The sequence below is a fragment of the Hymenobacter lucidus genome, assembly GCF_020447265.1.
GTDB classification, from domain to species: Bacteria; Bacteroidota; Bacteroidia; order Cytophagales; family Hymenobacteraceae; genus Hymenobacter; species Hymenobacter lucidus.
Window position 1 is genome coordinate 237,530 of sequence record NZ_JAJADR010000004.1, and the last position, 22,557, is coordinate 260,086.

At 59.8% G+C, this 22,557-nt stretch carries 18 protein-coding genes; 10 read left to right on the forward strand and 8 right to left on the reverse strand.

Annotation, left to right across the window (positions count from 1 at the left end; all coding sequences use genetic code 11):
* Positions 1–32 precede the first annotated feature (32 nt).
* From LGH74_RS15105 to LGH74_RS15150, 10 genes are all read left to right on the forward strand, one after another.
* Entirely contained in the window at positions 33–1,481 is a 1,449-nt protein-coding gene (locus tag LGH74_RS15105; protein ID WP_226176941.1) for an FtsZ/tubulin family protein, read from the forward strand.
* Positions 1,482–1,618: 137 nt separating this feature from the next.
* Positions 1,619–5,089 carry a hypothetical protein gene (locus LGH74_RS15110; RefSeq protein ID WP_226176942.1) on the forward strand — a complete coding sequence of 1,157 codons (3,471 nt, stop codon included), beginning with the start codon at positions 1,619–1,621 and terminating at the stop codon, positions 5,087–5,089.
* Positions 5,090–5,270: 181 nt separating this feature from the next.
* Positions 5,271–5,705 carry a hypothetical protein gene (locus LGH74_RS15115; RefSeq protein ID WP_226176943.1) on the forward strand — a complete coding sequence of 145 codons (435 nt, stop codon included), beginning with the start codon at positions 5,271–5,273 and terminating at the stop codon, positions 5,703–5,705.
* 30 nt (positions 5,706–5,735) lie between these two features.
* Positions 5,736–7,301, forward strand: coding sequence for a hypothetical protein (locus LGH74_RS15120; RefSeq protein WP_226176944.1), 1,566 nt, complete (start codon positions 5,736–5,738; stop codon positions 7,299–7,301).
* A 189-nt stretch (positions 7,302–7,490) separates the two neighbouring features.
* Entirely contained in the window at positions 7,491–8,948 is a 1,458-nt protein-coding gene (locus tag LGH74_RS15125; protein WP_226176945.1) for a hypothetical protein, read from the forward strand.
* Positions 8,949–9,041: 93 nt separating this feature from the next.
* Positions 9,042–9,728 carry a hypothetical protein gene (locus LGH74_RS15130; protein ID WP_226176946.1) on the forward strand — a complete coding sequence of 229 codons (687 nt, stop codon included), beginning with the start codon at positions 9,042–9,044 and terminating at the stop codon, positions 9,726–9,728.
* 64 nt (positions 9,729–9,792) lie between these two features.
* The gene (locus LGH74_RS15135; RefSeq protein ID WP_226176948.1) at positions 9,793–10,302 is read left to right on the forward strand and encodes a hypothetical protein; all 510 of its coding nucleotides are present in this window, start codon (positions 9,793–9,795) and stop codon (positions 10,300–10,302) included.
* A gap of 125 nt (positions 10,303–10,427) precedes the next feature.
* On the forward strand, positions 10,428–12,671 hold the full coding sequence (locus LGH74_RS15140) for a prolyl oligopeptidase family serine peptidase (RefSeq protein ID WP_226176949.1): 2,244 nt from the start codon (positions 10,428–10,430) through the stop codon (positions 12,669–12,671).
* 78 nt (positions 12,672–12,749) lie between these two features.
* The gene (locus LGH74_RS15145) at positions 12,750–12,989 is read left to right on the forward strand and encodes a hypothetical protein (RefSeq protein WP_226176951.1); all 240 of its coding nucleotides are present in this window, start codon (positions 12,750–12,752) and stop codon (positions 12,987–12,989) included.
* A gap of 158 nt (positions 12,990–13,147) precedes the next feature.
* The gene (locus LGH74_RS15150) at positions 13,148–13,675 is read left to right on the forward strand and encodes a GNAT family N-acetyltransferase (RefSeq protein ID WP_226176953.1); all 528 of its coding nucleotides are present in this window, start codon (positions 13,148–13,150) and stop codon (positions 13,673–13,675) included.
* On the opposite strand, the gene LGH74_RS15155 is transcribed toward LGH74_RS15150, so the two are convergent.
* The 8 genes from LGH74_RS15155 to LGH74_RS15190 form a co-directional block, all read right to left on the reverse strand.
* On the reverse strand, positions 13,609–14,862 hold the full coding sequence (locus tag LGH74_RS15155; protein WP_226176955.1) for a sterol desaturase family protein: 1,254 nt from the start codon (positions 14,860–14,862) through the stop codon (positions 13,609–13,611). The two genes, LGH74_RS15150 and LGH74_RS15155, sit on opposite strands and share 67 nt — an antisense overlap.
* Positions 14,863–15,289: 427 nt before the next feature.
* Positions 15,290–15,592 (reverse strand): DUF4286 family protein, encoded by a 303-nt coding sequence (locus LGH74_RS15160; protein ID WP_226176956.1) that lies wholly within the window; start codon positions 15,590–15,592, stop codon positions 15,290–15,292.
* Between the two features lie 145 nt (positions 15,593–15,737).
* A complete protein-coding gene (locus tag LGH74_RS15165) occupies positions 15,738–16,187 on the reverse strand; it encodes a DUF6526 family protein (RefSeq protein WP_226176957.1) in 450 nt (149 codons plus the stop codon).
* 110 nt (positions 16,188–16,297) lie between these two features.
* The gene (locus tag LGH74_RS15170; RefSeq protein WP_226176958.1) at positions 16,298–16,663 is read right to left on the reverse strand and encodes a hypothetical protein; all 366 of its coding nucleotides are present in this window, start codon (positions 16,661–16,663) and stop codon (positions 16,298–16,300) included.
* Between the two features lie 67 nt (positions 16,664–16,730).
* On the reverse strand, positions 16,731–17,999 hold the full coding sequence (locus tag LGH74_RS15175) for an MFS transporter (RefSeq protein ID WP_226176959.1): 1,269 nt from the start codon (positions 17,997–17,999) through the stop codon (positions 16,731–16,733).
* A gap of 40 nt (positions 18,000–18,039) precedes the next feature.
* Positions 18,040–19,005 carry a cation diffusion facilitator family transporter gene (locus LGH74_RS15180; protein ID WP_226176960.1) on the reverse strand — a complete coding sequence of 322 codons (966 nt, stop codon included), beginning with the start codon at positions 19,003–19,005 and terminating at the stop codon, positions 18,040–18,042.
* A gap of 104 nt (positions 19,006–19,109) precedes the next feature.
* Positions 19,110–21,557, reverse strand: coding sequence for a TonB-dependent receptor (locus LGH74_RS15185; protein WP_226176962.1), 2,448 nt, complete (start codon positions 21,555–21,557; stop codon positions 19,110–19,112).
* A 377-nt stretch (positions 21,558–21,934) separates the two neighbouring features.
* Entirely contained in the window at positions 21,935–22,273 is a 339-nt protein-coding gene (locus LGH74_RS15190) for a hypothetical protein (protein WP_226176963.1), read from the reverse strand.
* Positions 22,274–22,557: the final 284 nt, after the last annotated feature.

Consider the following 22,557-nt stretch of genomic DNA (forward strand, 5'->3'; position numbering starts at 1 on the left):
GGAGGGGAGTTTCGTCAAACTTCAAAAAAGACATGGCTAAACTGTTCATTTTCGGCATTGGCGGCACCGGCTCCCGCGTGATTCGGTCCTTGACCATGCTGCTGGCCTCGGGCGTGAAGCTCGCCAACTGCGACCGGGTGGTGCCCATCATCATCGACCCCGACGCCCACAACGGCGACATGAACCGCACGGTGGACATGCTCAAAAGCTACCAGCAGATCTACCAGCACCTCGGCCCCCGCGAAGACGGTTTCTTCCAGACGGATATGAGTACGCTCAGCAGCATCTCGGCCGATACCAACGGTGGCGTCAAAGACACCTTCGTGTTCGACTTCGGCGGCATCAATCAAAGCTTCCGCCAGTATCTGAGCTACGACCAGCTGTCGGTGGATTCCAAAGGCCTCGTCGAGCTGCTTTTCACCCAGGACAACCTGGAAAGCCCGCTCACCATCGGTTTCCGGGGCTCGCCCAACGTGGGAAGCATCGTGTTGAACAAAGTAGTGGAGTCGCCGGAAATCCGGTTTTTCGCCGACAACTTCCAGGCTGGCGACCGGGTATTCTTTATCTCCAGCATCTTCGGCGGCACCGGCGCGGCCGGCTTCCCGCTGCTGCTCAAAAACTTGAAGGACCCCAACACCCGTCTCAGCAACGCCGGCTACCTGCGCAACGCCCTGACCGGCGCCGTGACGGTAATGCCCTACTTCGCGCTGCAATCGGAGGATAATTCGGTTATCGACTCCAACTCGTTTCTGACCAAAACCAAGGCCGCCCTCAGCTACTACGAGCACAACCTGCAGGGCCTCGACGCGCTGTATTACCTGGCCGACACGCCTGACACGCCCTACGAAAACCAGCCTGGCGGCACGGCCCAGCGCAACAAAGCCCACCTTATCGAGCTGCTGGCGGCCCTGAGCGTGGTCGACTTCATGCAGTACTCCGACGCCGAGCTGCGCAACGGCGCGCCCCACTTCCACGAGTACGGCCTCGGCACCGACACCCAGGATCTGAACTTCAGCCACCTGCCCGACGAAAGCCGGGAGCTGATTGCCAAGCACCTGACCCAGCTGCTCTACTTCTCGCGCTACCACAAGCAGCACCTGCCCACCGACAAGGCGCCTTACCACGACAATCTGAACCTGACCCACGCCCTGCGCAACGAGCCCATCTTCAAGGAGCTCAACAACTTCCTGCACAGCCCCGAGTACGGCGTTGACGAGTGGCTCAAGGAGCTCAGCCAGAACCGCCGCTCCTTCCGCCCCTTCGATCTGACCACCGACGACTTCAACGCCATGATTGCGGGCAAGCCGGTGGAAAAGAAGTGGAACGACTTCTTCAACAAGGGCCTCAGTCAGAACTACTTCCTCAACCAGCTCAACGACGCCGCCAAGTCCATCCACGAGCCCGACAGCTTCCGCAAGCTCGTCGCCCTCTTCGACCAGGTGACCGACAAGGCCTTCGAGGAAAAGGTGAAAGTGGTGTAACCCCACCCCAACCCCTCCCCTCTGGGAGAGGGGCTTTAGCAGTAGTTTCTAGTTTTTAGTTTAAAAACAAACTCCCCGACAGCCTTCGTCTGGCTCCCCTCTCCCGGAGGGGAGGGGCCGGGGGTGGGGTCCACGCAATGCCCAAAGTTCTTCGTCTTCATAACAACGGTTCCCAGCAGGTGCAGGGCTGGCAGAAAACTGCTCCCATCACCAGCACCGAAATCAATACCGTAACCGACCCCACGGGCGGGCGGGCTAAGAACGTGGCGGTCAGCATCCCGACGCCCTTTGCGCGGATGCACCTCTTTGAAACGGCCTTCGACTTCCTGGCTCGGGAAGGACAGCGCAACCCCGGCTCGGTGTACCATGAGCTGGTGTCGCACTTCTGGGATTTGTTTGAAATCCTCTACAACTATAACCTCTACACCCAGGCCGGCCGCAAAATCACGCTGCGCCGCTGGAACGTGGAGTCGGAGCTGCGCAAGATGCAGTCGGACGAAGGCACCCGCCTGCTGGGCGAAACCCTACGTTTGTTTTTGCAGGACGACCGGTTTCGCGACTTCTCGGACATGTACCTCGTCTTCTACGAGTCGCCAAACCTGCCCGGCGGGCCCCAGCTGCTCGGCGGCACCTCGCCCTTGACGATGCTGTTCACGGCCCCCGCGGTGCGTCAGCTCGACTTGGAGCGCGCCCAGGCCCGCGGCCACTACTTCGACAACCAGGTCGTGCTGCTCGAAGACCGTTCGCCGGCCTTCCGGGAGTTTGTCTACGAGCTGTTCCTGGCCTACCCGCAGCTGCAGCGCCGCGACTTTGCCGGCAGCGTGTTTGCCGGTCTGGACCGCAACCTCATCAACCAGATGCAGATGCGGGGCGACCACACGGCCCAGCAGTTTGCCACCAAGTACCCCGCCATTGCCGACTTCCAGGGCAACTTGGCCAGCGTAAAGCACGTGCCCCTGCCCAGCCGCGCCGACCAGTCGGCCGTGACCAGCTCGGACCTGTTTATTGCGCCGACGCGGCAGACCAACCAGAGTCGGCCTACGCCGCTGGTGCTGCGCCCCAACCTGACCATGCAGGGCGCCAACTACCTCAACGGCCAGCCCTGGGACGACCGTACGCCGGTGCCCTACGCCGACGAGTTGACTTTGGAAAACCGCGTGCTGCCCGGCAAAGGCTTCAAGTATCCGTACCTGACCGTCGGCGACTTCCTGGAAGATGCCCTGGTGGAGCTGCCCTACGAGCTGAACGCCCAGCGCTTTCACACCGGCAAGGTCACGTTCCAGTACGGGGCTGATACGCAAGGCCGGGCGCGGTTTCCGTACCTGCTGCCCTTGCGCCAGACCTTCTTCGAGTACTTCTCCGACCACGACTTGGCCGAGCTGCTCACCTTCACCATCGATTTGAACCACGTGCGCATCGCGCTGCGGATTCCGGTGCAGGGCGGCCGCTTTATCACCTTCGAGCGGAGCTACTACCAGAACCCCCAGAACCCCAAGGATGCGCAGGGCCGGGAGATTCCCGAGAAGGGCCGCATTGTGAAGGCCAATATCGGAATGGGCGTGTTCCCATTCTACAAGATGCGCGCCCAGCCCGAGTACAACGACTTCTACAAGGTCATGCTCGTGGATGCCGACAACTCGCCCACTATGCTGCAGCGCCGCTACGACCTCACCTTCTTCGTGAACGGGGAGCGGCTCACCGACCAGGGCGCGGCCAAAAAAGCCACTAAGTTTGAGCGCACCCAGAAAAGCGTGTCGACGGCCGGCAGCACCTACTACGAAATCACCGGCACCCACTTCGACCTCGCCGAGCTGACCTGCCCGCCCGCTTTCCACGGCGCACCCCCGGCCCGGGGCCTCATCGTGCCGCGCTGGCGGGAGCTGGACCGCGGCACTCGCCGCTTCACCTTCGCCGTCGACTTCGGTACCAGCAACACCCACGTGGCCTACGCCGACGGCCCTTCCGCTCACCCGCGCCCGTTCACCATCGGCGAAAACGACCTGCAGATGGAGCTGCTTAATGCCCCGCTGCCCGACACCGGCTACTCGGCCTACCAGCGCTACATGCGCGGCCCCGGCCAGCTGTTCGACATTCCGCTGATTCAGAACCGCGAATTCGTGCCCAGCATCATCGGCGAAGCCGGCTCGGTGTATGAATTCCCGATTCGGACGGCCGTGTGCGAAACGAACTCCTACGCCAACGAGCCGAGCAAAGTGCTCAGCAACATCAACATCGGCTTCAGCATCAACACCGAAACCGGGCAGCCGCCCCAGAACCGCTTCGTGACCAACCTGAAGTGGAGCGCTGAGCTGGACCCCCAGGGCGTAAACCGCATTGCGGCCTTCTTCAAGGAAATTCTGCTGCTGATGAAGCACAAGGCGGCCATGCAGGGTGGCATTCTGGAAGACACCCGCGTGGTGTGGTTTGCCCCGCTGAGCTTCGATATGTTCCTGCGCAACCAGTTCCAGCAGGTCTGGGACGAGGCCTTCCAGCAGATTTTCCGGGCCCGCCGCCCCACCCAGTGCATTTCGGAGTCGGTGGCGCCGTATTACTACCTCACGGCCACGAACCAGGTGGTGCCCAACCGCGACGAAAACGTCATCAACATCGACATCGGCGGCGGTACCACCGACCTGCTGATTTTCGCCGAGCAGAAGCCCGCCTTCAGCTCGTCGTTCCGCTTTGCCGGCGACGACCTGTGGGGCGACGGCTACGCCCGGGTGCAGGGCGCGCCCAAGCAGAACGGCCTGCTTCGCCTCGGCGTGCAGTACGTGGAAAGCCTGCCTGATTCGGAGGAAAACCAGGAGTACAAGGGCTACCTGCGCGCCGCGCTGCAAAACCCCGACTTCGGCTCGGCCGACGTGACCAGCCTGCTGTTTACGTACAACGACGCGCTGCGCTTCACCCAGAGCCTCGGCCTGGGCAAGGGGCGGCAGCTACGGGTGCTGTTCTACCTCCACTACACGGCCATCGTCTACCACGTGGCCCAGCTTGTGCAGCACCTCGGCCTCAAGCCCCCGCGCTACCTCTGCTTCTCGGGTAAGGGCAGCTTGTACCTACGCCTGCTCAGCGGCGGAGCCAGCATGGCGGCCATTGAAAAGATCAGCAAAGCCGTATTCAAGGCTGCTACGGGCCAGGAAGCGCCCCAGAACTTCCGCGTAATTCTGGCCGACAACCCCAAGGAAGCCACCACCAACGGCGGCGTATTGTTCGAGGAAAGCGCCACCAGCGCCGCCGACTTCGACCAGATCCGGACCGTGAAGCTCAACGGCGCCACCGAAGGCCAGGACATCGACACAGCCCGCCTGAAAATGCCCCAGGTGGATGCCGACCTTAAGCAGAGCGTTATCGACAACACCCGGCGCTTCCTGGAAATCGTGCTCGACAACGACGATGTGGCCCCGCTTATGCGCGAAGTCGGCGTGGACGTGGACCGCACCCGCATCAAGGAAATGCTGCTGCGCGAAATCGAGGACAGCCTCAACCTGGGTCTGCACCAGATTGGCCGCAACCTGGGTCAGGGCGAAACCCTACCCGAAACGCTGTTCTTTTACCCGCTCAAGCAGGCTCTCTACAACCTGAGCCGGGAGCTGATGACGAACGGGTAGTAGGTAATAGCAACCCAAAACGTCATTCCGAGCGAAGCTGAGGAATCTGGCGGGCTGATGTATGATTAATAACTCAACGTCAGCACGCCAGATTCCTCGGACTATGCTTGAAGCGTAGAGTGCTCAGCATGACAGCCGCAGTAAACAACGGCAACCAGCGTCCTTGTCTCTTGCTCGCTTTATGACTCTTTCCCGTTGCGGACTTATTGTGCTCACCAGCCTGCTGCCTTTAAATTCCTGCTTTTGGGGTGCAGACCGGAGCGAGAAAAATATAGCCGGTAATTACTGGCTTCGGGCTGATGACGACGCCAATGACTATCACCTGTATTATGACAACCAGGGTGAGTTCGGGTCTTCTTTGATTCAAAGCAGAGTAGCGGCTGCTGGTTACAACGAGCGGGTTGTCATTATTAAGTCATGCGCTGGGTACTACATCATTCCGCTGAAAAGCATCCAACATGATGAAATGGAAACGGGCATATACAACAACGTCCAGGGAGATATCCGACGGAAAATGCTGGGCCCATTTACCAGAGCAACCTTCAATAAAAACCTGGCAGCAATAGAAGAAGATTCGCTTGTGACTTTCAATCAACTACTAGCTGACTGCCAATAGCCGCGCCACTGCATGCCGACATTCCTGCCCATGAATCGTTTCCTTCTTTCCTGCGCCTTGCTGCTTGCCGGGCTGTTGTCTTCGACGGCTACGCACGCCCAAACGCCCCTCGGCCAACCCACGCTCGATGAGCAGAAGGTGCAGATCTGGTGCGCTACGGTGCGCTACGTGTACGACGACAACAACCGCCCCAATCTAAAAAGCGGCCTGAACTGCGACGGGACGTTGTCGGAGTTTGTGAGCAGCATCAAGGCCGACAGCCAGAAGGTGTATAGCATGCTGTATCAGCCGCTCGAAGGCAAAGGCACGATGTACAAGGGGCTGGGCTCTGATGCTTCGCGGTTGCAAAAGCTAACCACGGAAATCATCAACAAGCTGCAGGCGTCGCCGGCGCGCAAGGCCGATGCCGCCCGCATGGCTAAGCTCAACACGCTGAAAAGCCAACTGGCTACCTACCTGAGTAATGGCACGCCACCCGCCGACCTGAACAACGACGTAACCGCCGGTCAAGAAGAAACAGAAGACACCTCAGTAGCTGATGAAGCTGCATTGGCCGCTACTGATGCGGGTGTGGGCCAAGGCGCAGCGGAAGCAACTACCACCGCACCCCGTGCTGCCAGCAGTGAAAGCCTGATGAGCAAGTTTTTCGCCCCGCTAGCCCTCATCCTGTCTCTGCTGAGCATCTTTCTCTACGTGATGCTGCGCAGCAGCCTAGGCAAGTTTCAGAAGGAACTCAGCAGCCGTATCGACAAGCGCCGGGAGGAAATAGCCTCCTTGCAAAGCAGTCCGGCTACCGGCACAGCCTCCGGAGCCGCCTTGCGCCTGACGCCGGAGCTGCAGCGTGACATTGAGAAGCTGGTGCAGCAGCGCGTGGCCGAGGAGCTAAGCAAGCGGCAGGGTAGCGGGCAGCCGCAAAGTCAGAGCCAGGGTAAGCAGCCGCAACAGCAGCAGCGCAATCAGAGCAATCAACAGCAAAGCAATCCACCGCGGCAGGCTCCGCCAGTAGCAGTTCCCACTCCGCAACCTCAGTCCCCGCCGGTAGCTCAGGCCCCGGCACCCGTGCCGCCAGTGGTGCGTCCCGTAGCCGCCCCGGTTTCGCTGCAGGAAGCCGCTCCACTGCCGCCAGTAGTACCAGCTGGCCCGCCTGCCAGCACACCCCGCGACGAATTCGACAGCCTGATTCCGCCGGTGCAGCTGCCCGCCACCGATTGGTCGGCCGCTACGGCTGAGGTGCCGCCCGTGCCTCAGCCGGCAGTACCACAGCCTGCCGCGCCCCAGCCGATGCGTTATTATGTGAAAGTACCCGTCAACGGCGGGTTCAGCGACTACGACTTGCAGGACCAGCCCCAGCACGACAGCATCTACGAAATAACGCCTGACCCGCGCGTGCCCGAGCGGGCCACGTTCCGGGTGACTTCCAACGTGGGGGTGCACGCCTATGCCATCCAGAGCGCCCAGTATTCGTTGCGTGAAGCCTGCGCTTACCAGCAGCCTAGCGGCCCCGTTTCCCGCATCGTGACGGATAAGGACGGTACGCTGATTAAGAGCAACGGCGCCTGGCAGATCGAGCAGAAGGCGGCTATTCACTTTGAGTAGAATCAACCCCCATTATAGAGCGTCATGCTGAACTTGCCGAGGCATCTATCCCGCAATGCCAGTTGATGGTAATGCAATGAAGTAGTAGAGATACTTCGGCAAGCTCAGCATGACGTGCTTTTTTGCATCTTCACTCCCAGGTCAGCGTATTTGCGCTGACCTTTGTGCTTCGTTCCCGTTTGAAGTTTCATGCTCGAAATAATTCTCGAAGTCGTTGTCGTTGCCATTGTAGTCGGTCTGCAGATTCGTGCCTTTCTCCAGACCCGCGCCCAGGCTCTGCGGCTCAGCCAACTGTATCCGGCCCGCGACGCGCTGCGCGTGGAGCGCCGCCTCGTAACGCCCGCCGGCATCGACCTGCCCGACTATGCCGCCGACGCGCCGGAGGGCTCCTTTCTGGTCGATATCATCAAAGCCGATACCGTATCGGAGGGTTTCCGCGAAATCATCGACGACACCAACGGCTACCTGCGCTATAACAAGGGCGCGGCCGACTTCAGCATTCTGAAAGACATTTCGGAGCGGCAAAGCCAGGTGATGGAAAACGCGGTGCAGGCCAACGTGGCCACTCCGCTCTATCTGGGCTTGCTCGGTACGTTTCTGGGCGTTATTCTGGGCCTCGTGGGCATTGCCCGCAACGGCGTGTCGGACGATGAGGCCCTGACGCCCTTCCTGACTGGCGTACTCATTGCCATGACCGGCTCCTTCGTAGGCTTGCTGCTCACGCTGCTCGGCAACGGCCTCGTGCGCAACGCCCACCAGAAGCTCGACCAGGCCCAGAACAACTACTACACCTTTTTGCAGGCCCGCCTGCTGCCGATTCTGCACTCGGATATGGCCGGCAGCCTGTCGAACCTGAAAGCCGTGCTGGATGCTTTCAACCAGGATTTCGTCAGCAAGGTCACCATCTTTGAGCCCGTCATCGGCACGCTCACCGAAAACGTGAAAGTGCAGCGTGACTTCCTGATGCGCCTCAACGAAATCGGGTTCGATAAGATGGCCAACGCCAACGTGGCCGTGTTTGAGAAGGTGAGTCAGTCGGCCGAGATGTTCCAGCAGTTTATCGGCTACCAGCAGCGGCTCAATGAGATGTTAGAGGATGGCACCGCCACCGCCCAGGCCGTGAGCAGCATCCTGGATCGGCTCGTGGGCTTCGAGCGGGGCATCAACAACGTGGGCCAGTATATTGGCCAGCACGACAACCTGGTGCAGGCCCAGCTCGACTTTTTCCAGCGCCACCAGAAGGAAATGAGCAACGTGGCGGCCCGCACCGAGCAGTATTTCGACGAAGCCACCGGCCGCCTCACCGATTTGATGCAGCAGCGCCTGAGCTTCCACGAGCGGGATGCTCAGCAGGCCTACGAAAAGTGGAGCCAGCACTTCCAGGAGCTCAACAAGGATAACGTTTTCGACCGAATCCGCCAGTATCTGGAGCCCTTCAAGAACCTCAACGCCCAGCAGGACGTGCTCAGCCGCGACGTAACGGCCACCCAGCGCGAGCTGCTGCGCAAAATCGAGCTGGACTCCCAGATTCAGGCCAAGCTGCTTTCCGAACTAGCCAACCTGAACACGGTGCTGGTGAAGGCCACGTCCAAGAACCGGTTTCAGCGGTTTATGGACAGCTTGTTTGGCGGCGTGAAGCCGCAGTAAAGTAGCGCGAACTTTGTAGTTCGCGCTCCAGAACTATCACCAGAACGATTATCGTTCATTTACGCGAACTACACAGTTCGCGCTACTGACATCATGAACGACCCGCAAAACCGCTCTTCCAACGACTTTTTCTGGCCCAGCTACGTGGACCTGATGACGTCGCTCTTCGTGGTGATGCTGGTCTTGTTCGTCTACAGCTTCAAGCTGTTCAAAGACCGGGAGCACGAGCTCAAGCAGGCCAACGGAGAGCTGAAGGCCAAGGCCGAGGAGCTGGAGCAGATTACCAAGATCCGCAACTCACTCAAGCGCCTCGAAGGCCGCTACTTCAAGTACGACCCGGCGCTGGAGCGGCATGAGCTGCTGGTGCCGGTGCAGTTCAAGGCCGGCCGCGACGAAATTCAGGACGCCTACAAACCGGCCTTGCTACAGGCGGGCCGTACGCTGCGCTCGGTGCTCAAAACCATCAAAACCGAGCAGCCGGTGCGCTACCTCGTCATTGTGGAAGGCATGGCCGCCCGCTACGCCGGCAACGACGCCCGCAACCGCGCCGAGGAGCAGCTCACCTACCAGCTCAGCTACCGCCGGGCCCTAAACCTGCTCAACTTCTGGAAGCAGAACGGCCTCGACTTCAGCCAGGACAGCGGCGTAGAGCTCATTATCGGCGGCAGCGGCTTCTTCGGTACCGGCCGCTACCGGGGCGCCCAGGAAGGCCAGAACAAGCGCTTCCTGATTCAGGTGATTCCTAAGATCGGGCGGATAACCAGTAGCACGGGGCGGTAAACTAGTCATGCATTTCAGAACCCGCATATGCCAGGCAGTAGCTCACTTGGAGAGGATAGCTGCTATGCCAGCAGAGCAGGAATGGGCAATGCTGGTAGAATTACAGCACTGTGCAGCTACGGAAATACAGAGCCTGATTGACCACCACAGCACGAATGCACTTCGAGACTACGTCGGGATTCACCTTTTTATTGAAGCGCAAGTGGATGAGCTGCCGGTTTCGGCCTACTCATTAGCCGAGTTCAGGCGTCGAATCAATTACTTGGCCTTGGTTTGGAATGCCAGCAAAGACCTGCCACCGTTTGCCGGACGGGATTTGCGCCCGTTTCTGGAAACCGTAAACGATACCTTGTATCAATTGGTCGTTTACACCACGGGCTGGTCGGAGGAAATTCAGCTTCAACCCCGGGAGGCTTGGTATTCAGAGCCGGATGCCATGATTATTATCTGTGGCGTAGGGCGGTGCTGGGACCTGAGCGGCGAGGAATATTCTGGCAATGCCAGCTTACGGCCCGCTACCAAGTCGGAGCTTGTTGCCCATAATATCTACAACTATCATCAGGACCTGGAATAGCGGCCAGCAGGTTTCGGAAAAGCATTTTGGGGCGCATTAAAACCAAACAAAAACCCGCAAACTGCGCGGTTTGCGGGTTATGGGTTTATATTCGGCCCCATCCTCCTTTCTTCGCTCTGTATCGTATGCGCAAATTATCCTACCCCTTGCTGGCGCTGACGGCCCTGGCGGCGTGTCGCTCGACCCAGCCGGCCAACGACGTAGCCGGCCGCCGGCCCGTGACGGAAGTGCCTACCGCTGAAACCAACAACCCTGGCCGCCGTGGCACAACGGCCGTGGCCGCTTTGCCCCAACTCGACGTGCAATACCCCAAAACCCGCAAATCCAACCATACCGACGATTACCACGGCACGCCCGTTACGGACCCGTACCGCTGGCTCGAAGACCTTGACTCGCCCGAAACCAAAGCTTGGGTAGAGGCGCAGAACAAGGTTTCATTTGGGTACCTGGAGAAGATTCCGTTCCGCGACCAGATCAAAGACCGCCTCACCAAGCTCTGGAACTACGAGCGGTTTGGAGTGCCTCAGATTGAGGGCGAATATCTGTACTACTCCAAAAACGACGGCCTGCAAAACCAGGCCGTGCTGTACGTGCAGGCCAACGGCCAGGAAGGCCAGCCCGACGTGCTACTCGACCCCAATAAGTTTTCCAAAGACGGCACCACGGCTCTGGCCGGCAGCTACTTCTCCAACGACCACCGCTACCTGGCCTATGCCACTTCGGGCGGCGGCTCCGACTGGCAGAAGATGAAAGTGCTGGACCTTAAAACTCGCCAGCCGCTGAAAGATGAGTTGCAGTGGGTGAAAGTGTCGGGAGCGGCCTGGGCCAAGGACGGCTTCTATTATAGCCGGTACGATGCGCCTAAAGCGGGCCAAAACCAGCTGTCGGGCAAAAACGAGTTCCACAAAGTGTACTACCACAAGCTGGGCACGCCGCAGAGTGCCGACCGGCTGGTGTACGAAGACAAAACGATGCCCCTGGGCTTCCGCACGGTGGGCACCACCGAGGATGAGCGGTTTCTGGTGCTCTACACCACTGATGGTAAGGCCGACGGCAACCGTCTGGCAGTGCGTGACCTGACCGATGCCAAGCAGGCTACCAAATTTACCCCGCTGATTTCGAGCTACGAGTACAACAACTCAGTGGTGGGCAACGTGGGCGGGCAGCTACTGGTGCTCACCAACTATAAAGCACCGCGCTACCGCATCGTACTCATCGACCCCAAAAAGCCTCAGGAAGCCAACTGGAAAGAGGTAATTAAGGAAGGCGAAAACAAGCTCGAAAACGTGGAGCACGTGGGCGGCCGCCTCATTGTGACCTACCTCAAGGATGCCAGCAGCCAGGTGAAGGTGTACTCGGAGAAGGGCGAATTCCAGAACGACGTGGAACTGCCCGCCATTGGCACGGCCTCGGGCTTCGGCGGCCGCCGCGACGCGAAGAGCGTGTACTACGCCTTCACCTCGTTTGCCTACCCCACCACCATCTACCGCTACGACCTTGAGTCGAAGCAAAGCACCGTGTTCCGGGCCCCGAAAGTGGATGTGAACCCGCAGGACTACGTGACCACGCAGGTGTTCTATGCCAGCAAAGACGGCACGAAGATTCCGATGTTCATCGTGCATAAGAAGGGTGTGAAGCTCAACGGCCAGAACCCGACCTACCTGTATGCCTACGGCGGCTTCAACATTTCCCTGACGCCGGGCTTTAGCGTGGCCCGCATGCTGTGGCTCGAAAACGGCGGCATTCTGGCTATTCCTAACCTGCGCGGCGGCGGCGAATACGGCGAAGCCTGGCACCAGGCCGGCATGACGCCCAACAAGCAGAACGTGTTCGACGATTTCATTGCCGCCGCCGAGTACCTCACGGTGCAGAACTACACCGACTCACGCCACTTGGCCATTGCCGGCGGCTCCAACGGCGGCCTGCTGGTGGGCGCCATCATGACGCAGCGCCCCGAGCTGGCCCACGTGGCCTTTCCGGCGGTGGGCGTGATGGACATGCTGCGCTACCAGAAGTTCACCATCGGCTGGAACTGGGCGCCCGAGTACGGTACTTCCGACAACTTCGAGCAGTTCAAGAACCTCTACAAATTCTCGCCCCTGCACAACCTGCGCGCCGGCACCACTTACCCGGCTACCATGATTACCACCGCCGACCACGACGACCGGGTAGTGCCCGCGCACTCGTTTAAGTTTGCGGCTACTTTGCAGGAAGCTAATGCCGGCCCCAACCCCCAGCTGATTCGGGTGGATGTGAATGCCGGGCACGGTGCGGGCAAGAGCACGGCCCTGCAGATTCAGGAGTGGGCCGACGTGTGGTCGTTTGCTTTCCAGAACATGGGCGTCAACCCGTACCCGATGGGGCGCTAAGTACGTAGGTAGGTTTCAAGCGTCGCTTCGTATCTTGCGGCCCCAAAGTCCCAAACGCCTGTCTTATTTCGGCTTACTATGAACAAAAAGTTCCTGCTCGGTCTGCTGACCGGCGCTTCGCTGCTGACGCTGTCTGTTACCTCGTGCAAAAACCCCGATTACGAAACCAGTGATGATGTAGCCACCGAGGCGCTGCCTCCCATTCCGGCTGCGCCCGACACGACGGGCGGCAAAACTGCTGTAGAAACTCCGGCTACCCGCGAAATAAACTCGACTAACGCCATCGAGGACATCAAAAAGATGCAGCCGCAGATGTAATTTCTGCCTTCGGGCTTTCCAGCCAACGCCCATCTGCCCAGCTCTGAGCAGATGGGCGTTGGTGTTTTCGCTTCATTTATTGCGTGTCAAAATAGTATGTCATGTCGAGCAAAGCGAAACATGACGTTCTTGATTCCAACCCAACCTACCCACTTCCCATGACCACCATCACCATCCGGCGGGGCCGGCCCGAGGATTTGGCCCGCGTGCACGAGCTTATTGTGGAGCTGGCTATTTATGAGCGCGCCCCCGAGGAAGTTACCAATACGCTGGTGGATATGCACCGCGACGGATTCGGGCCCGAGCCCATCTTCGGCTTTTTCGTGGCCGAAACGCCCGAGCAGGGCATTCTGGGCATTGCGCTGTTCTACACGGCCTATTCTACCTGGAAAGGCCGGATGCTCTACCTCGAAGACCTGGTAGTGACGGAAGCCGCCCGCGGCACGGGCATCGGCAAGAAGCTATTTGACGCCGTGGTGGCCGAGGCCCGCCGCACGGGCGCCTACCGCCTCAAGTGGCAGGTGCTGGAGTGGAACGAGCCGGCCATCGGCTTCTACAAGCGCATCGGGGCCAACCTCGACCCGGAGTGGTTCAACGGCAACATGACGGCTGACCAGCTTCAGGCATACGCGTGCGACGCGGCCGTAGTGGAAGCCGTGGAAGCAAACACCCTGCGGAACGAGTAGGCCCACACCAGCGACAATGCCAGCCACGCGGTGCCAGTAGCGGCGGCCATTATAAACAGGTCGGAGCTGCGCAGGGCAAACAGCAGAAGCGCCAGCGAAGCGGCCAGGCGCACCGGCTCGAGCAAGTAGCCGGTACGTTTGGCTTCAAATAATGCCCCGCAGGCTACGGCCGTCCACATGCACCAGCCGGCTACCATATAGCGCACGGCGGGCTCCATGTCTTTCTGCGTGAACATGAACACGGCCGCTACGCCCAACAGCACCACGTACTGGAGCAGCACGTAGAAATTGACGGTACGGGGGGCGCTGGTGGTGTACTTCTGCAAGGTGGCCGCATCTACTTCCGGAATCTGGTAGGGGCCGCCCAGGGAAGCAGGCCGCCAGCCGGGCCGCCCGAACATGACGCGCAGCTTGTTCCAGGTGCCGGGCGTTTCGCGCAGCTGCTCGCGCATCTGGAAGTAGTGCCCGAAATTGACCCACAGCGGGTTCCAGGAGCGCACGGGCGTGGTGATGCCGTAGACCGGCGTTTCCTCCTCCTGCTGAAAAGTGCCGAACAGCCGGTCCCAGATAATAAAGGTGCCCGCGTAGTTCTTGTCGATGTACTTGGGGTTGCGGCCGTGGTGCACGCGGTGGTGAGAAGGCGTGTTGAAGACCCATTCGAGCGGGCCCAGCTTACCGATAAACTCGGTGTGAATCCAGAACTGGTAGAGCGTGACGAGGGCCGAGACGTAGACAAAAAACTCGGTTTCGAAGCCCAGAATGGCCAGCGGCAGGTAAAAGAGGAAAGTGAAAAAACCCTGGAGCGAGCTTTGCCGCAGGGCTACCGACAGGTTGTAATCTTCGCTCTGGTGGTGCACCACGTGGCCGCCCCAGAAGAAGTTGATTTCGTGAGAGTAGCGGTGGGCAAAGTAGTAGCAGAGGTCGGCTAGGATGAAGAGCACTATGCCCCAGGCCCAGGTTTGGGGAATGTGGAAGAGGGCAAAATGGGTGTAGAGCAGCTCGTACATGCCAATGACGCCGACTTTGAGCAGGACGCCCGAAATCTGGGACGTCATGCCGCAGCTGATGTTGGTAATGGCGTCGTGGAAGCGGTACCGCTCGGTGTGCTGCAGCCGCTCAACGAGCAGCTCAACGCCGATGAGCGTGAAGTAAATCGGAATTGATAAGACGATAGGGTTCAGGCTCATGGGTGGGAGTAGCTGGGGTGGGAGAGGAGTAGTTGGAAATAGAAATATACTATTTGTTCGGCTAGTCTGCTCCAGACCCGCTTTGGTGCGGCAGTTGGGGAGTCTGTTGTGGCCAAGCCTTGAGGAACTGCGTCGAAGGCTTGACGCATTGGGGCCGAGCCTTGGAGCATTGCGGCGACGTCTTGAGAGGTTGCGTCCGAGGCTTAGAGCATCGAGGCCAAGCCTTGGAGCATTGAGGCATAACCTTAAAGCACTGCGTCCATGCTTTAGTGGGTTGCGTCATAGCCTTGGGATTTTCGTAACCGCAGGCCGGAGTTTTTCTACACAAAAAAGGGCCGCTCCTGATTGGAGCGGCCCTTTTGGTAACTGAGCTAGTGTCTCACCTGGCCGGCAGTAGCACATTAAGACACAGTAGTACCTGAGCGCATTAGTCCACTACTTCCAGCATGGTGCGGAAAGAGGCGTAGCGGCCGCCAAAGTGCTTTTCCATTTCCTGGAACAGGGCCGGGGCGGCCAGCTGCTGGTATTCTTCGAGCTGCTCAAGGCTCACGCAGTAGTACTGCGAGGCGTAGGTGACGCCGCCGTCTTCCTCGTTGAGCATGCGGCAGAGCTGGCTTTTCAGGAAAAAGCCGGTAGCCATTACGTCGGGCATGTGCGTGTCGCGCATGTAGGCAAGCCACTCTTCTGCAATTTCCGGGTCGAGGCTGGTGGTAACGTTGTAGAGAATCATATGAATTACGGGGTCTTCGGGGCCCTACAGGCCCTGGATTTGTGGGTAGGCCGGCGGCCCTGAAAGCCGGCAGCCGCCTACGCTAACACAAAAGTCGGGGGAAAAATCCAAGCATTGCCGCTTTTGGGCACGGGAGTTGGCTGCATCACACCCGCAGGTGGTCGAACTGGAAGTCCTGAATGCGGGCCTGAATGTCTTTGGAGCTGAGTTTTTCTTGGGCAGCAGCGGCCACCAGCGCGGGCAGTTCACCATCACCGGCGAAGCGCAGGGCCAGGATCTGGCTCATCTGGAGCTGGGGCTCAAAGGCCCGCAGGCTTTTACCGGTCAGCTCGAAGTAGCGCTGGCGCACCTCCAACCGAATCAGGCGGTCTTGCAAAGCCAGGGCATAGTGCTGGCGCAACATAATGAGCACGCCCAGCCCCACCACGGCCAGCAGCATGACGGTAAACCACAGCCGGGAAATCTCATCGTCGTTGCCGGCCACGTTCAGATAGCGCCGGATGCCGTAGCCGGCCAGCACCAAAGCGGCGGGTACGAGCACGAAATGGTGCCAGGGGTAATACATGGGCTTGTTTTTGGTGGGCTGGTCGGCCATAGCAAAGCGGGGTAAGAAGTGAAGGATGAAGCAAGGAACATAAAAAACACTCCGACCCAAGGGCCGGAGTGTGGCAATGTTATACGCGCTGGTGAAGCGAAGTAAAGCCGTTACGCGCCTTTAGTGGCCTGTTTAGCGGCGCGGGTACGTTTCTTTTCCTCGCGCAAGGCCTGCTGGGCGGCTTTTTCCTGCTGACGCGCCTGCTTGGCCACAGCCTGCTGCTCTTTGAGCTGGCGCTTCTGGTCGCGCATCTGCTGCTGCTGGGCCTTCAGCTGCGACTTGCTGTCCTGGACGGCACTGCTGCTGGCCGAGGACTGGTTTTTCTGCGCTTCCAGCGTGGCTTTGGCATCGGCGGTGCGCTGTTGCTGCATCTGCAGCCGGGCCTGGGTAGTATCGGTAGGCGCAGTCTGGGTTTGGGCCTGGGCGGAGCTGATACACAGCACGGCAAAGGCAAGTATGGCGACGAACTTTTTCATGACGAGGGGAGGGTTACTGGTTTCTCTTGTAACGGCCCTCGGCTGCCGGTGGTGGTAAATTCCGGCGTTATTCTTCCAGATAATCAAGGTCTTTGCCGTAGCTCTCGGGTAAGGAGCTTACTGCCCAGAAGGCTACGAGCAACGACACCACGCCAATAATAGCGGCACTGCCGATGATGCCCAGCGGCTGCCCGCCTACCTGGAGCGAGGAAAGCCCTTTGAACAGCGGCACCAGCATCACCACCGAGCCACGGGCAAAGTTGGGGGCCGTGGTGGCCACCGTAGCGCGCAGGTTGGTGCCAAACTGCTCGGCGGCCACCGTCACGAACAGCGCCCAGAAGCCCACCGTGAAGCCCAACACGAAGCAGACGGCGTAGAAAGCCGTGGGCGAAGCCCCGCGAATGGCAAACAGATACACCGCGCACAAAGCACCGCACAGTACCAGAAACAGCTGCAGTGCCCGGTTGCGGCTGCGCAGCAGCTGGCTAAGCGTACCGCTGGCAAAGTCGCCGAAGACGAGGCCGAAGTAGCACCAGAATACGCCCAGGCCCGCCGAAACCGGTCCGGTAATGCCCAGCTCCCGGCCAAACTCGGGGGCCAGCGTAATCAGGATGCCGACCACGAACCACAGCGGCACCCCGATAAGCAGGCACTTGAGGTAGCGGGCCAGCCGCGGACCGTTGGTGAAGAGGCTCAGGAAGTTGCCCCGCTCCGCCTCTGAGGTTTTGGCCTGCTCAAACATACCCGACTCGTAGACGCCCACCCGCAACGCCAGCAGCGCCAGACCCAGGCCGCCACCCACGAAGTAGGCGTTGCGCCAGCCTAGGGCCTCACCCACCCAGTACGCCAGCATAGCGCCCGACACGCCCACGGTGGCCACAATCATGGTGCCGTAGCCGCGCTTTTCCTTGGGCAAGGTTTCGGAAACCAGCGTGATGCCCGCCCCCAGCTCCCCGGCCAGTCCCACGCCCGCAATCAGGCGCAGCCAGGCATACTGGTCGATGGTTTGCACGAAGCCGTTGGCCAGATTTGCCACCGAATACAGCAGAATGGAGCCGAAGAGCACCGACAGCCGGCCGCGCTTATCCCCCAATATTCCCCACAGGATGCCGCCGAGCAGCATGCCGCCCATCTGCATATTGATCAGGAACAGGCCCTGGTCCGTTACGGCGGCCGCGTCGGTAATGCCCAGGTCGTTGAGGCTTTTCACCCGCACGATGCTAAACAGAATCAGGTCGTAGATATCGACGAAGTAGCCCAGCGACGCCACAATGACGATGGCGCTGAACAGGGTAGCGGTTTTGGGCGGGGTGGTGGGAGGCGTAGTAACGGCCATGAAGATGGGGAAGAGCAAAAGAGCGGATTAACAACGCATATTAGGCAGATTTCCCTGATGTTGGAACCAGCGTCGTTTCCAGGTCGCAGCAGCCGTGGTGGCCGTCTACGGCGGTGTCGTGCTCAATCTGGACGGTGCAGTGGCCAATCTGGAACTCGTGCACGAGGTCGTGCTGGAGCTTTTGCAAAAAGTCGTTGGCATTGGCGGTGCCGCTGGGGCGCACGAGGTGGGCCGTGAGGGCGGTATCCTGGGTGCTGAGGGGCCACACGTGCAAGTCGTGCACATCCGTGACGCCGGGCTGAGCCAGCAGGAAAGCCCGCACCTTGTCCAGGTCGATACCCGCCGGCACGGCCTGCAGGCTGAGCTGCACCGTTTCGCGCAGCAGGCCCCAGGAGCTATAGGCAATGAGGGCCAGAATGCCGAAGCTGATAGCTGGGTCGAGCCAGAGCCAGCCGGTCCAGAGCACGAGGCCACCGCCCACCACCACGCCCGCCGAAACCAGCGCGTCGGTGAGCATATGCAGATACGCCCCGCGCACGTTCACGTCGCCTTTCTGCCCGCTGCTAAACAGCCAGGCCGTGAAGCCGTTGACGACAATGCCCAGGCCCGCCAGCAGCATTACCATTTTGCCATTCACCGGCTCGGGGTGGCGCAGGTGGTCAATAGTTTCCCAGAGAATAGCGCCCAGGGCCCCGTACAGCAAGGCCGCGTTTACCAGCGCGGCCTGAATGGTAATGCCCTTGAAGCCGTAGGTATAGCGGGCCGACGAGCGGCGCTTGGCCAGCGTGGCCGCGCCCCAGGCTAAGGCTAGGCTCAGTACGTCGCTCAGGTTGTGGCCCGCGTCGGAGAGCAGGGCCGAGGAGTTGGCCCACAGCCCGCCAATGACTTCAGCTATTACAAAGGCAATGTTCAGCACGATGCCCACCGCAAATGCACGCCCAAACTCAGTCGGTGCGTGGTGGTGATGGTCGTGGCCGGAATGGTCGTGAGCGTGCGAAGAAGCCATACGGTGCAACAGAATAAAAAAAGCAGTTGGCAGCAAGTTACCACTTGCTGCCAACCGCCGTCGGGTTGCGAAAGTTGCTTTGGAACGGGCCTTTCCAGCTGCGGCTAGTTAAACGCCACCGGTACCACCAGCTTCAAACTCACATTACGGCCCATGTTGAACACGCCGGTCCGGCCGTTGCTGACGTTGTAGGCGGCGTATTTCAGGCGGCTCAAATGGCTTTGGTAGCCCACGTCGAAGATGTTGTTGCCGCTTAGGTAGAGTGAAAACAGGGTTTTGGCCTTGGCATTCGTAATGTCGGAGCCCAGACCCAGGTTTACGAGCGTGTAGCCGGGCGTACCGGTTTCGGTGTCGAAAGCCGAGAAGAACCGGTCTTGGGCGAAGGTGTGCTCCACGCCGGCCCGGGCGTAGAGGTTGGCCAGGCGCGAGTTGCCCGCCTTATGGAAGTTCACGCGTAGCGTCGACTGCAGCCGGTCGGCAGGAATGAAGGGTAAATATTTCTGTCCCTCGGGCTGGTTGAGTTGCAGGGCGCGCACTATCGAAAAGGAGTTTTCGAAGTGCAGCCAATCGAGCGGGTGGGGGTGAATGTCGAGCGTGACTTCCCCACCGGCCAGCCGGGCATTGCCCTGCCCGTACTGGAATATCGGGTCCCCATCCTCACTCACCTCGTCGGCGCGGCGCTCGGGGAAGATGTAGTTCTGAATCTGGTTGCGGAAAGCATCCACGCTCAGGCTGATGTGCTCGGTAATGTAGCTCACACCGCCATCGAGCTGCAGGCTGGTTTCGGCCTTCAGGCCCGGGTCCCCGATTTCGTAGCGGATAGTGCCTTCGTGAATGCCATTGGAGCCCAGCTCGGCAATGTTCGGCGCCCGGAAGCCCCGCGACACGTTGGCCTTGAGCAGCAGCTTCTCCGTCACGTTGTACGCGCCCCCGATACTGCCCGACACGTTGCGGAAGTTGCTGGTAAAGCCGCCAAATTTCTCTTCGCCTTCCCCGCTCGTCACGGGCTGTTCCGTGTCGGGGTCGAGGTAGAGGGCGTCGGCCGTAATGCGGCGCAGGTCGTAGCGCAGGCCACCGCTGAGGTCGAGGTTGCCGAAGGTTTTCTTGGTCACGGCAAATATGCCGCCGTCGAGCAGCCGGTAAGCCGGAATCAGGAATTCAATGCCCTTGTTCATGTTTTCCTGGCGCATACCGCTCAGGCCCACGGTGGTGCTCCAGCCGTTCATTTCGGGCAGGAAGTAGCGGGCCGCGTAGTCGAGGGTGCGCAGCTGGAAGTACAGCGACGGGTCGTCGGGGGCCAGCACGTCGCCAAACTCACGGCGCAGGTTCTGCTGCCAGCCCACGTTCAGCGTCAGGCGGCTCTGGCCCAAAATAAAGCTGTTGTCGGAGCCAATGCGCAGGTGGTTTATCTGCTGCTGGGGCACATTTAGATAGTATGTGCGCATGTAATCATCCGCTACGGGCACACTTTCTACCACGCCGTTGCCCGCGTTGGCCTGCAGCAGGAAGCGGCCAGTCGTTTCGTCCCGGTCGCCCTCCACCAGCCCCAGCTTCTGATTGAACGAGTTGAACGTGAGGTGCGAATAGCCCCAGCTTTTGTTCAGCCCCACGTAGCCGTTGCCGTCCAGCTCCCGAAAGCCGGAGTTGTATACATAGCCGTCGTAGCGGTTCCGGTAGCTGCTGGCCAGCTTGCTGCTACCCCGCACCAGCCAGTTGAACCCGTTCTTATTGCCGGCATTCATCACCGAATAGCCCTGCAGGCGGTTGTTGGTCTGGTAATTGGCTGCTACCGAAGCCAGTACTTTGCCTTCCTCCACCGGGTCCGGCGCCAGAAAGTTGACCACCCCGGCCATGCCGTCGGAGCCGTAGAGCAGGCTGCCGGGGCCTTTGATAATCTCGGCCCGGTCGATGGCGTACTCGTCGATTTCGATGCCGTGCTCATCACCCCATTGCTGGCCTTCTTGCTTTGCGCCGTTGTTCAGGGTAATGACGCGGTTGGAGCCCAGGCCTCGAATAACGGGCTTGCTGATGGCCGCGCCCGTCGTTATTTGCGAAATACCGGGCGTGTGGGCAATGGCATCCACGGCATTGCTGGCGGCCGCCTGGTTGAGCTGGTTCCGGTCGACTACGGTAGTGGGCACCGGGGAACGGCGCATTTCCGTGGACGCCGAAACGCCGGTTACTACCACCTGCCCGATTTCGGTAGTGGCCGTGGTCAGGGTAATATCCAGCGGCTGGCCCGCGCCGGTATCCACGGTTTTGACGACCGTATTGTAGCCTACAAACCGGATTTGCACCAAAAAGCGGCCCCGGGGTAAGTTGGTAAACCGGAAAGCGCCGTCGGGGCCGGTGCTGGTAGCCTGTTTCAAATCCGGAAACACCACCGTAGCACCTGGCAGCGGCTCTTTGGTGGTTTCATCTACTACACGCCCGGTCAGGGGCTGTGCTAGGGCCGTAGCCCGGGCGGGGCGGCTGGGGGCAGGTGTTACAGTTTGGGCCTGTGTGCCAGTCGTAAGTAGCAGCAGAGCCGAAGTGGTCAGAAAATGATTCATAAAGGAAGTGGAGCGTAGCAGCGCCAGGGCCGCTGAATGCCTGAAGGGAATGCAGGGAACCGGGAAGAAAGCATCGGCCAAAGGCCAACGCCTTCCCGATTTCTCCAAACCAAACCCGGAGAGAGTGCAGCACGGGCCAGGGCCCATGCAAAATCCATGATATGTAGTGAGGGAGTAGCCGCAAAGCAGCTACGCGGGCCCATAGGCCCAGTTTGTTTGCCGGTGCGTCCCTGGCCGTGCACAGGTCAGATTTGGCCTGCCAAGAGGGGAGAAGTACGCAAACGGGAGCCGGCAGTAACAGGTAATTGCCGGTCTAGCTATTGAGCAAGACGCTAAGCAGGAGCTTCCGGCGCCGGGCTCGGCGGCCGGCCGATACGTTAGGCCTGGATGGGCGGGCCGCGCAGGTCGGCTGTAAACTGGCGCGCTGCCAGCCACACGGAAGTGCCCAACGTCGTAGTTGGGGCCTCATAATTCGTAAACAGCGTGAATTCCAGCGGCAATGCCGGCTGGAAGGGCACATCGTAGAAATGGTCGACGGCGCAGTGTTGGTGCTTGGCCGATAACACGGCCTTGGCTTTCTGCGTGCTCGAAGCCGGTGCTGCTTCCTCAAGAGTGTGCTCATGCGCGTGCAAGGCCAATACCCACGCGTCCGGCAGCAGCACCCGCGTAAAGCAGAGCAGCAGCAGGATGGCTAAACGGGACCGGAGAGTATGCATTTGCAACAATGTGTCAGAAGCTGACTCAAAGGTAAAACAAATTATGAACCGTCAAAATAAGTAGTCCCGCTGATTTGGATGAACTGCGCAGCAAGGCACCCTATTGCGACCATCCGCTAAGACGATAGGCTAATTACCAGCTGAGGAATCGGATTCTGCGCGGGTAAAAGGCCTCTGCTCCGCTACAAGACGCCCGAAGTGACTGTCGTTCCTCTGTCATTACGATAAGAACGGTTGACAGGTCCTTGAGCAGGCAGTGGTAAATACTGATTATCACCGGGTAG

Coding starts and splice junctions, on each gene's coding strand:
- LGH74_RS15120 (WP_226176944.1), top strand. CDS start 5,736: ATGAATCGTTTCCTTCTTTCCTGCGCCTTGCTGCTTGCCGGGCTGTTG.
- LGH74_RS15135 (WP_226176948.1), top strand. CDS start 9,793: ATGCCAGCAGAGCAGGAATGGGCAATGCTGGTAGAATTACAGCACTGT.
- LGH74_RS15165 (WP_226176957.1), bottom strand. CDS start 16,187: ATGGCCGACCAGCCCACCAAAAACAAGCCCATGTATTACCCCTGGCAC.
- LGH74_RS15110 (WP_226176942.1), top strand. CDS start 1,619: ATGCCCAAAGTTCTTCGTCTTCATAACAACGGTTCCCAGCAGGTGCAG.
- LGH74_RS15130 (WP_226176946.1), top strand. CDS start 9,042: ATGAACGACCCGCAAAACCGCTCTTCCAACGACTTTTTCTGGCCCAGC.
- LGH74_RS15170 (WP_226176958.1), bottom strand. CDS start 16,663: ATGAAAAAGTTCGTCGCCATACTTGCCTTTGCCGTGCTGTGTATCAGC.
- LGH74_RS15150 (WP_226176953.1), top strand. CDS start 13,148: ATGACCACCATCACCATCCGGCGGGGCCGGCCCGAGGATTTGGCCCGC.
- LGH74_RS15140 (WP_226176949.1), top strand. CDS start 10,428: ATGCGCAAATTATCCTACCCCTTGCTGGCGCTGACGGCCCTGGCGGCG.
- LGH74_RS15190 (WP_226176963.1), bottom strand. CDS start 22,273: ATGCATACTCTCCGGTCCCGTTTAGCCATCCTGCTGCTGCTCTGCTTT.
- LGH74_RS15185 (WP_226176962.1), bottom strand. CDS start 21,557: ATGAATCATTTTCTGACCACTTCGGCTCTGCTGCTACTTACGACTGGC.
- LGH74_RS15145 (WP_226176951.1), top strand. CDS start 12,750: ATGAACAAAAAGTTCCTGCTCGGTCTGCTGACCGGCGCTTCGCTGCTG.
- LGH74_RS15160 (WP_226176956.1), bottom strand. CDS start 15,592: ATGATTCTCTACAACGTTACCACCAGCCTCGACCCGGAAATTGCAGAA.
- LGH74_RS15155 (WP_226176955.1), bottom strand. CDS start 14,862: ATGAGCCTGAACCCTATCGTCTTATCAATTCCGATTTACTTCACGCTC.
- LGH74_RS15105 (WP_226176941.1), top strand. CDS start 33: ATGGCTAAACTGTTCATTTTCGGCATTGGCGGCACCGGCTCCCGCGTG.
- LGH74_RS15180 (WP_226176960.1), bottom strand. CDS start 19,005: ATGGCTTCTTCGCACGCTCACGACCATTCCGGCCACGACCATCACCAC.
- LGH74_RS15175 (WP_226176959.1), bottom strand. CDS start 17,999: ATGGCCGTTACTACGCCTCCCACCACCCCGCCCAAAACCGCTACCCTG.
- LGH74_RS15125 (WP_226176945.1), top strand. CDS start 7,491: ATGCTCGAAATAATTCTCGAAGTCGTTGTCGTTGCCATTGTAGTCGGT.
- LGH74_RS15115 (WP_226176943.1), top strand. CDS start 5,271: ATGACTCTTTCCCGTTGCGGACTTATTGTGCTCACCAGCCTGCTGCCT.